At 38.5% G+C, this 9286-nt stretch carries 7 protein-coding genes; 2 read left to right on the forward strand and 5 right to left on the reverse strand.

Annotated features, from left to right (window positions below):
• The first annotated feature begins 534 nt into the window (after positions 1-534).
• Together ACFVSH_RS19150 and ACFVSH_RS19155 are read left to right on the forward strand one after the other, a co-directional pair.
• A complete protein-coding gene (locus tag ACFVSH_RS19150) occupies positions 535-1293 on the forward strand; it encodes an alpha/beta hydrolase (RefSeq protein WP_387604753.1) in 759 nt (252 codons plus the stop codon).
• Between the two features lie 80 nt (positions 1294-1373).
• Positions 1374-1544: a CsbD family protein gene (locus ACFVSH_RS19155; RefSeq protein ID WP_069981788.1), complete on the forward strand. Its 171-nt coding sequence runs from the start codon at positions 1374-1376 to the stop codon at positions 1542-1544.
• A gap of 94 nt (positions 1545-1638) precedes the next feature.
• On the opposite strand, the gene ACFVSH_RS19160 is transcribed toward ACFVSH_RS19155, so the two are convergent.
• The 5 genes from ACFVSH_RS19160 to ACFVSH_RS19180 all read right to left on the reverse strand — a co-directional run bounded on the left by ACFVSH_RS19160 (position 1639) and on the right by ACFVSH_RS19180 (position 8979).
• Complete coding sequence (locus ACFVSH_RS19160) at positions 1639-2781, reverse strand: PP2C family protein-serine/threonine phosphatase (RefSeq protein ID WP_387604750.1); 1143 nt, start codon at positions 2779-2781, stop codon at positions 1639-1641.
• 276 nt (positions 2782-3057) lie between these two features.
• Positions 3058-3891, reverse strand: coding sequence for a CheR family methyltransferase (locus tag ACFVSH_RS19165; RefSeq protein WP_387604748.1), 834 nt, complete (start codon positions 3889-3891; stop codon positions 3058-3060).
• Between the two features lie 32 nt (positions 3892-3923).
• Positions 3924-6722 carry a response regulator gene (locus ACFVSH_RS19170; RefSeq protein ID WP_387707353.1) on the reverse strand — a complete coding sequence of 933 codons (2799 nt, stop codon included), beginning with the start codon at positions 6720-6722 and terminating at the stop codon, positions 3924-3926.
• Positions 6723-7049: 327 nt separating this feature from the next.
• Positions 7050-8348 (reverse strand): hemolysin family protein, encoded by a 1299-nt coding sequence (locus ACFVSH_RS19175; RefSeq protein ID WP_192208119.1) that lies wholly within the window; start codon positions 8346-8348, stop codon positions 7050-7052.
• A gap of 199 nt (positions 8349-8547) precedes the next feature.
• Positions 8548-8979, reverse strand: coding sequence for a MerR family transcriptional regulator (locus ACFVSH_RS19180; protein ID WP_387604761.1), 432 nt, complete (start codon positions 8977-8979; stop codon positions 8548-8550).
• Positions 8980-9286: the final 307 nt, after the last annotated feature.

The raw sequence follows: 9286 nt of genomic DNA on the forward strand, positions 1-9286 counted from the left end.
TTCTTTCGAACGGCTGTTTATTCATCATAACACTTTATTGATTAGTTGTCAACTTCTGCGAAGTTTTTAACTTATTTTAAATCGCTGTGTTTTTCAGCGACCATTTCATCTTATCATTTTCATAGTAAGAAGTCAATAGTTATTTCTTTCAGCAATCTGCCGAAAGTGATGAAATTTTTCGTTTCTCTTAGTTGGTGCTTATTTATATTAATCCCATTTCACATTAATGTCAACGCCTTTTTTTCATTTCTTTTATTTTTATCTTTCACCGGTTATTAGCTTCTTCAGTTTATCAACAATTACAAGACAATCCTTATATAGTAGAAAGATTGGCAACGATATATGGAATGGACCTAATAAGTATCTTATATCCTTTTTTAATGCTACTTAATGATAATGAAATCGGATTATAACCAAGTTGACTTCACAATTTTCATTATGCTATTATATAACCAAGTAAAATAATCGGAATAGTTAATTTTATTTATAAACTTTCTATCAATAAAACTTAGCTAATTTAAAGGAGATGGGAATATGACAGCAGCAATGGTAATACCAGGTGCAGAATCTTTTTTCTTACCCGGCAATTCTATCGGCATTCTTATTTGCCATGGTTTTAACGGAACGCCACAAAGCGTAAGGTATTTAGGTGAAAAATTTGCCGCCAAAGGCTTTACTGTCTTCGCTCCTCGACTGGCGGGCCACGGAACGGATGAATATGAAATGGAAACGAGTCATTATCAGGAATGGATACAGGATGTTGAAATGGCTTATGCAAAATTAAAACGAACCTGCACCCATGTATTTGCCATCGGACAATCAATGGGGGGCGCCCTTGTTCTCGATTTAGCTACAAAAGTTGTTTGTGATGGAATTCTCACCATCAATGCTGCTCTCCAAGTTCCTGAATATGAAAAATATCGCAACCAATCGGTTCCGCGCTTCATTCCTGAAGGCAAGCCTGACATAAAAGACGATACAACTAAAGAAATCACATATGACCAAGTTCCGGCAAAAGCTATTAATCAATTGCTCGATATAATGGAACATGCCAGTCAAAAACTAGTAGACGTTTCGTGCCCGATACTTATCTTCCATTCTCCAGAAGATCACGTTGTACCAGACTCGTGTTCCTATCAGATTTACGATAATGTCATGTCCGGTGATAAGGAGATGGCCCCCCTTGAAAACTCATATCATGTGGCCTCGTTGGATCATGATAAAGATCAAATCATTGATCGGTCATATCATTTCATCCAGAGGTTAAGCAAAAGGGCAATAGTCGCCTCTTAAACTCCTTTCTCCATAAAAATCAGGTTTACCCATGCACTTCATGGGTATATATAGTATATAAAGAAAAAGGAGGTAACATAATGAGCGGTTTATCAGACAAAGTAAAAAGTACTGTAAATAAAGTTAAAGGTGAAACGAAAGACCAAGTCGGAAACGCGAAAAATGATCCTCACTTACAAGCAGAAGGTAAAGTTGATAAATTAAAAGGCAATCTCCAAGATGGCATTAGTAAATTGAAAAATGACCGTTAATTGCAAATAACCGAATAGAGAATCCACTCTCATATAAAAGTGACCCCCCTTTTATAGAGAAGAGGCGGCAGATAATCTGCCGCCTCTTCCTTCTTCAATTCGCTTGTATAACAACAACACACATATCATCAGGTTGATCTTGCTGCATTTCCGGGGACATCAAAAAATCGATAGGGGGAGATTCTTTACAATCAAACCACCTCGTCGAGACTGCTTCTTTTATTTGGTCGAGTCCTTCCGTTCCTTCTCGATCTATTGCTTCCATGACTCCATCCGTAAAAAGCATAAGCTGAATCTTCTCTTCATAATGAATGACGGATTTCTCTATTTTCATTTCAGTGAAGAACCCAACAGGACATGTCCCTTTTGAAAGTGAGGCCACTTTTCCATCGTCCATTAAAGCAAATCCCGGAGGATGTCCGGCATTCACATATTCCACTGTCTTTTGCTCTGTATCAATGATCATATAAATCGCGGTAAAATAATAATGCACTTGATTATCTTCTTTATTAAGGGTACTCATCCAGCGATTCATTTCGTTTATTACTGCCACTGGATCTGTATGTGTCCTGATGGCATCCCTCAATACGGAGGAAATGAACATGCACACAAGTGAGGCGGATATGCCATGCCCCATCATATCCAACAGGATGATCCCATACCGATTTTCATCGATGCGGTGCCAATAGTACATATCCCCTGCTAATTTATTCGCAGGTAAGTATGATGCCCTTATAGTTAAGTGGTCATTTATAATGGGTTCACTTAATAAGCTGCTTTGAACCTGCATGGAAAGATCCAATTCATTGCGGATTTTTTCATCCTGCATTTTATGCCAATCTTTTTCATATTTAAGTCTTAACCCTACGCGAATCCTCGCAAGTAAATCTATTTTATTGATAGGCTTCATTATATAATCAATTCCACCAACATCAAGTGCCTCGGCCACCTTGTTTGAATCTTCAAGGGCGGTCACAAAAATCACGGGTATATCTCTAAGGTGAGGAATACTTTGAAGTCTCCTGCACGCCTCTATCCCATCGATTTCCGGCATCATGATATCAAGCAGAATGATATCAACTGAATTCTCTTTAGGTTGCGGACTATCCACCTGTAAATATTCAAACATCTCAACAGCTGAAGTTAATGATAGAAAATCCGTATAGCCAGCTCGTTTTAGAATTTTCTCTATAACGAAAAGGTTAACCTGGTTATCATCTACGATTAAAATCGTCATTCTTTCATTCCCCTTTTGGCTTATATCGAGCGGCAACATTTATCTTTTTTATGGATCTGTACTTTACTAAAACTCCTTAAAAAGGGAGTTTGATTATATTATAACGAAGTTCAGTCTCATTTAATAATGATAAACCACGCTAGCGATTTGACATGGAGACCAACTCATTATATATACCCCTTCTTCCAATACCTTAAACATAGATATGCAAAAAAAACGAAAAATAATGCACTGGATTAAAAAGAAAGAGTCCGCTTATATGCGGACTCTTTCCTTTTACAATTTCCGATAAATTCGTTCCCTTGAGTCAAAGTCCTCATAATCTTCCGAAAAGGATGATGTATGCAGTGTTTCCTTGCTGCCAACCGCAAGAAAACCGTCTTTACAAAGACTGTCATAAAACAACTGATTAACATAGGTCTGTAATTCACCGGTAAAGTAAATCATCACATTCCGGCACATGATGATATGAAACTCATTGAACGAACCATCAGTAACTAAATTATGCTGGAAAAACACAATGTTTTTCAGGAGGCCCGAATCAAGATAAGCATTTTGATAATCGGTTGTATAATACTCCGAAAATTCCTGGTTACCCCCAGCTTGCAAGTAGTTTTTCGTATAAGACTGCATTCTATTTAAAGGTAATATCCCTTTTTCTGCATGAAGGAGGACTTCTTCATTCATATCAGTGGCATAAATCCTCGCCTTATCATAAAGCCCTTCTTCCTTGAGGATGATCGCCATGGAAAAGGCCTCTTCACCGGTCGAACAACCCGCATGCCAAATTCTGATTTCAGGAAGTTTTTTCAGGAGCGGTACAATATTTAAACGAAAGGCTTTAAAAAATTCCGGATCGCGAAACATTTCAGTGACATTTATTGAAAAATCCCTCAAAAGCTTCTCAACATACCCTTTTTCATATAAAACCATCTCTATCATTCCGCTAATCCTGCGAACATGGTCCAGTCTCATTCTATTTTCAACTCTTCTTTTTATTGAAGACCGCATATATTTGCGAAAGTCAAAGCCAGAAACGGAATAAATGGCCTCTAACAATAATTCAATTTCCAAATCTTCTCTTTCTTCAATCGTTAAAGTATCCTTCATGCAAAACCTTCCTTACCCGTACGTTCTATCAATCAATTAGTCAGCCATACTCTTAGGACGGATAGCAACTGATCCAGCTTCAACGGCTTGCTGACATAATCAGAAGCGCCGGCCTTCAGGCATTTTTCCCTATCGCCTTTCATCGCTTTCGCAGTTAGCGCGATGATAGGAAGATCCTCGAACTTACTTTGCTCGCGAATTCTGGTCATCGTTTCGTAACCGTCCATGCCCGGCATCATGATATCCATCAATATAACATCTATATCGTTTCCTTTTTCAAGGAGTTCCAAACATTCGTAGCCGTTTTCAGCTGTAAGGATTTCCATCCCCTCATGCTTCAGCGCATTTTTCAGAGCAAATATATTACGGTGATCATCATCGACGACCAGTACTGTTTTATTGCAGAATGGTTTAACCTTATTCCGATTTTCTTCATCCATTATAACTACATCCGATTCTCCTTGACCGTCAAAATCCGCGGTAGAATCATCGTGGTTAGCTGCTGCCACTTCCGGAGAAGCAGCTATTGCTTCACTGACATTTTTGAAGCCCTCTGGCATACTTGGAATAAAGAAAGTAAAGGTACTGCCTTGCCCTTCTTCACTATCTACAATGACCCAGCCTCCCAGAAGTTTGGCAAATTCCCGGCAAATAGATAGCCCTAGGCCCGTTCCGCCATATTTTCTCATCGTAGCTCCGTCACCTTGCTGGAACGCTTCAAAAATAAGTTTTTGCTTCTCTTTTGATATTCCGATGCCCGTATCCGTCACCTTAATTTCAACCCAATTGCTAGCTCCTTTTGTCTGTATCCATTGTGCTACATTTTCCTCATCAGCTTTTTGGATTCGGACAGACACAGAACCTTTTTCCGTGAATTTAAATGCATTGGATAACAGGTTTTTCAAAATTTGCTGGAAGCGCTGTTCATCCGTAAAGAAAATATCCGGAACGTTTTTACTTTTTTCTATTATAAAGTCAATGTTCTTTTTCTTCGCTACATGATCGAAATTACGATGCAATAACTCAGGAAGTTCACTCAAATTCATTTCGTCAAAGACCACTTCAAGTTTTCCGACTTCAACTTTTGATAAATCCAAAATGTCATTGATCAACATTAATAAGTCTTGGCCCGATGAATTAATGACACGAGCGAATTCCTGTTGCTCTTCATTTAATTTATTATCATTTGGATCTGAAAGCATTTCAGATAAAATCAGAATACTATTGAGCGGTGTCCGCAATTCATGGGACATATTGGCCATGAACTCCGATTTGTATTTTGAACTTAACTTTAATTCTTCCGCCTGTTTTTCAAGATTTTGTTTTGCAACTTGAAGCTCTTTTGATTTCTCTTCAGTTTCACGATTTCTCTCTTCTAATTGTTCATTGATCATTCTCAGCTCTTCAGCCTGTGTTTGCAGTTCCTCCGATTGAGCTTGCATTTCCTCTGATTGTGACTGCAATTCTTCCGATTGGGCCTGTAACTCTTCGGTCTGTGCTTGTGATTCTTTCAATAAACGCTCTATTTCCATCCGGCCTTCTACATTATTAATCGTGATGCCTAGAGTATCAAGAACCTGGTTCAGGAAAGATTTTTGCAACTTCGTAAAAGTCTCCAAACTCGCCAGTTCAACCATCGCCACAACTTCATCCTCAAAAACGACTGGCGCAATGACAATGCTTTTCGGGTTGACTTCCCCTAATCCTGTCGTAACCAATTGAAAATCTTCAGGAATATCGTCAATGACTTTGGATTTCTTTTCAAGGGCGCATTGTCCGATCAGCCCTTCGCCAAGACGGAATTCACGTCTGCCCGAATTTTCGCCATCTCCAGCAAAGCTGGCAAGCTTCACAAAACGCATATCAACACCCTCACCCCGTTTGACGTAAAAAGCTCCAATTGAAGCCCCCATCATCGGTGCAAGTCTTGTAATGAACCGGTCAGCCAGAACTTCCACATCAACAATGCGCTGATACATGGTAGCTATATCTGCCACACGGGTCTGGATCCAGTTCTGTTCACTAATCTTTTCAGTGAAATCTTTCTCTTTTCGATTATAGTCTTCAAGAGATTCCGCCATATCATTGAACGATCTCGCTATATCACTAATTTCATCAGTAGTTCGAACCGGAATTCTTGGTATGACCGATAAATTTTTAAAATCAATATTTTTGATGACATTCGTAATCGACTGCAGATCTTTCGAAGTACTGCGAATCATCCAAACAACCGTTACGGAAATAACCAAAATGCTGAGGATAACCGCAAAAATCACAAAACCGATCATATCTTCATAGGTTTGTTTCGAATTACTTAATGTATCTTTCATGACGTCTTCTTGGTAATCTTTAAATTCGTCCATCGTACTGATGACTTTCGTACGTTTTTCCCTTTGATCATCCATCAGGCTTGTTAAATCCGATGAGTTTCCCGACTTTATCTTTTGGATGATCTCAGCCTCCGTTATGGAGTAAGAAGCATATTGAGTCTCGAACTCTTTCAGTAATTGCTTTGCTTTCGCCTTATTTAACCTACCTGATAACCCAGCAATTTTTGATTCAATCAAACTATGATTCTCATTGATGATTTCAAGGCTCTCTGCTCTTTCTTCTTTGTTTACATCATTAGCTGCAAACAGGATCTCACGGTCCGACCTGGAAAAAAGCTGACGGATTTCCATCGAATCTTGAACTTTTTCATAGCGATTTTCAACTATTTCAGTCATGCTGCTCTTTAAATTGTTAAGCGTAACCATCATGAAAGAAAGTAAAATAGCCAAGAAAAGCAAGATTAAACCAAATCCCAACATTTGCTTCTTCTTAAAACCCATTTTCCCGCCCACCTTCGATACTTATTTATATCAGCCAAAAATAAACGGCTTTGCAAAATAAATCTTAATATTATCATCAGTACTACTTTGAAGAATTTTTTTATATTGAAACTTTAAAATGATATATATATAGATAGATTCATTGCTCAAAGTCAATTTTAACATTTTCCAAGCTAAAATGGTTACCTACAGTGTAATTTTTTATGGAATTTATTTTCCAATTACACAACAGTCTGTTTTAACCATTGTTATGATTGTCATCGTTCGAACCAATGAGCATTAATAAAAGCCAAAAGTTTCCACTTTCGGCTTTTGTTGTGATCCTGTTTATTTAATCTTCTTCACTTCAACATATAAAACATGGTGGCCGTCCATTTCCTTTACAGTAAATTCATATCCGGCGTATTCGATTTTATCCCCGATAGCAATCTCAAATCTGCCTGTCAGGAACCATCCTCCCAATGTATCGATATCTTCCTCCGGCAAATCGATCGCAAGGGTATCATTGACATCTTCAACTAATGTTTTAGCGTCGAATACATAATGCCCTTCATCAATCTTTTGAATGAGCGGACGTTCATCCTGGTCAAATTCATCACGGATTTCCCCGACAATTTCTTCAAGGATGTCTTCAACCGTTACAAGACCGGCCGTTCCGCCATATTCATCAGTCAAAACTGCCATATGGATCCGTTCCTTCTGCATTTTCAGCAGCAAATCATGAATGGCGATCGTTTCAAGAACACGGATGATGGGTGTCACAAAGGAATCCACTGTCAAAGCTGTTACATTATCTTCTGTAATCGTCGCTGTATAAAGTCTCTTGATATTGACCATTCCCACAACATTATCTTTATCACCGTCTATGACTGGATACCTTGTGTATTGTTCTTCTTGAATAAGTTCAACGACTTCCAATAATGGCATGCCTTTTTCGATAACGGTCATTTCCGTACGCGGAACCATGATTTCATTGGCGATACGCTCATCAAATTCAAATATCTGATTCACATATTTGTATTCCGATTGGTTGATCTCACCGCTTTTATAGCTTTCCGATAAAATGATGCGCAGCTCTTCTTCGGAATGGGCCATTTCTGACTCAGATGCTGGCTTTAATCCGAAAATGCCTGTCAGAAGGCGCGCAGAACCATTCAATAACCAAATGAATGGGTATAAAATGCGGTAAAAGAGAATTAACGGCTTTGCAAAAAGCAAGGTTACCTCTTCAGCCTTTTGAATTGCAACCGTTTTTGGTGCCAGTTCACCGACTACAACATGAAGGAATGTTACGGAACCGAAAGCGATCAGGAACGAGATGATGTGACTTATGGATTCCTCTAATCCCCATTTAGTGAACAATGGTTTTAAGATCGCCTCCACCGTCGGTTCACCCAACACCCCCAAACCTAAGGCGGTTACTGTAATCCCCAATTGACAGGCAGATAAGTACTCATCGATATGCGTTGTCACTTTCTTGGCTGCGAGGGCATTTCTATGCCCTTCTTCAATCAATTGATTGATTCGGGAACTTCTGACTTTAACGATTGCAAATTCCGATGCTACGAAAAAAGCGGTTAATGCTATTAATACAGCTACTGCTAATAACTTTATAAAAATCTCCAATATGTGCGGGTTCGCCATATAGTGCCAATCCTTCTGACCTTTGAATTAGACATGTACGGCTTAATCCCAAGCACCTCCTGTATAAATGGTTATTTTCGTTTCAAAATGAGATTTTTGCCTTATAACATGAACCAAAACCATTTAGCCTATATTCGTTAATATGCACCTTCGTACATAAAACTATAGAGATAAATTTTAATCATACCAGCAACAATAGTAATGATTGGATCAAGGCCATGCTTTCACTGGATACCTGTTTTTTTAGAAGATGCTCACTTTTTCCATCCTTTTCAATCAAGGTGATGAATTCTTGAAGTTCCTCGTTCAGGCCATCCATTTTATTTTTGAGTTGAAGACCTTTTTCCTCAATTGCTGATGCGGCTTCCATTTCCTTTTTAAGTAGTTCTTTAATTTCTTCCAATGAAAGGTTTTCTCTTTTGTATCCTTCGATACGGCGGAGCCTTTCAAGTTCACCGACTGAATAATAACGGTAATTAGAGGCGGAACGTTCTGCTTTAAGCAAGCCTAGGTTCGTATAATAATCTACGGTTCGTTTCGTAACGTTCGCCATTTCCGCCAACTCGCCAATTTTTAAAGTCTCGTTCCCAACATAACCCCTCCTAACCGTCACGTGATGGTTTGACAAACTGGAAGCATGTCATTTCCTCCATGACGTTTTATTCTATTCTATAATCATACATTATTTTATTTGAAATGAAAAATATTTATTACCCTCCTTTTACCCTTCAATGGAAAAACAAAAACCGATTAATTGAATAATCGGTTTAATTTTATCATTTAATCCATGGATTTATTTTTTTGTTTTAACTGAGAATTGATTGCTCAATATCTTAGGACCGCACTGGCATAAGGAAGAATGCTTTAGCCTTTTTATTGGTGTTCCGCATGTTTCACAAACTTTTACTACCATTTATACC

Source organism: Peribacillus sp. NPDC058002 (genome assembly GCF_042886655.1).
GTDB classification, from domain to species: Bacteria; Bacillota; Bacilli; order Bacillales; family DSM-1321; genus Peribacillus; species Peribacillus aracenensis.

What these genes read in the sequence shown, in the direction of transcription:
- ACFVSH_RS19155 (WP_069981788.1), top strand. Translation starts at nt 1,374, where the DNA reads ATGAGCGGTTTATCAGACAAAGTAAAAAGTACTGTAAATAAAGTTAAA.
- ACFVSH_RS19160 (WP_387604750.1), bottom strand. Translation starts at nt 2,781, where the DNA reads ATGACGATTTTAATCGTAGATGATAACCAGGTTAACCTTTTCGTTATA.
- ACFVSH_RS19165 (WP_387604748.1), bottom strand. Translation starts at nt 3,891, where the DNA reads ATGAAGGATACTTTAACGATTGAAGAAAGAGAAGATTTGGAAATTGAA.
- ACFVSH_RS19170 (WP_387707353.1), bottom strand. Translation starts at nt 6,722, where the DNA reads ATGGGTTTTAAGAAGAAGCAAATGTTGGGATTTGGTTTAATCTTGCTT.
- ACFVSH_RS19150 (WP_387604753.1), top strand. Translation starts at nt 535, where the DNA reads ATGACAGCAGCAATGGTAATACCAGGTGCAGAATCTTTTTTCTTACCC.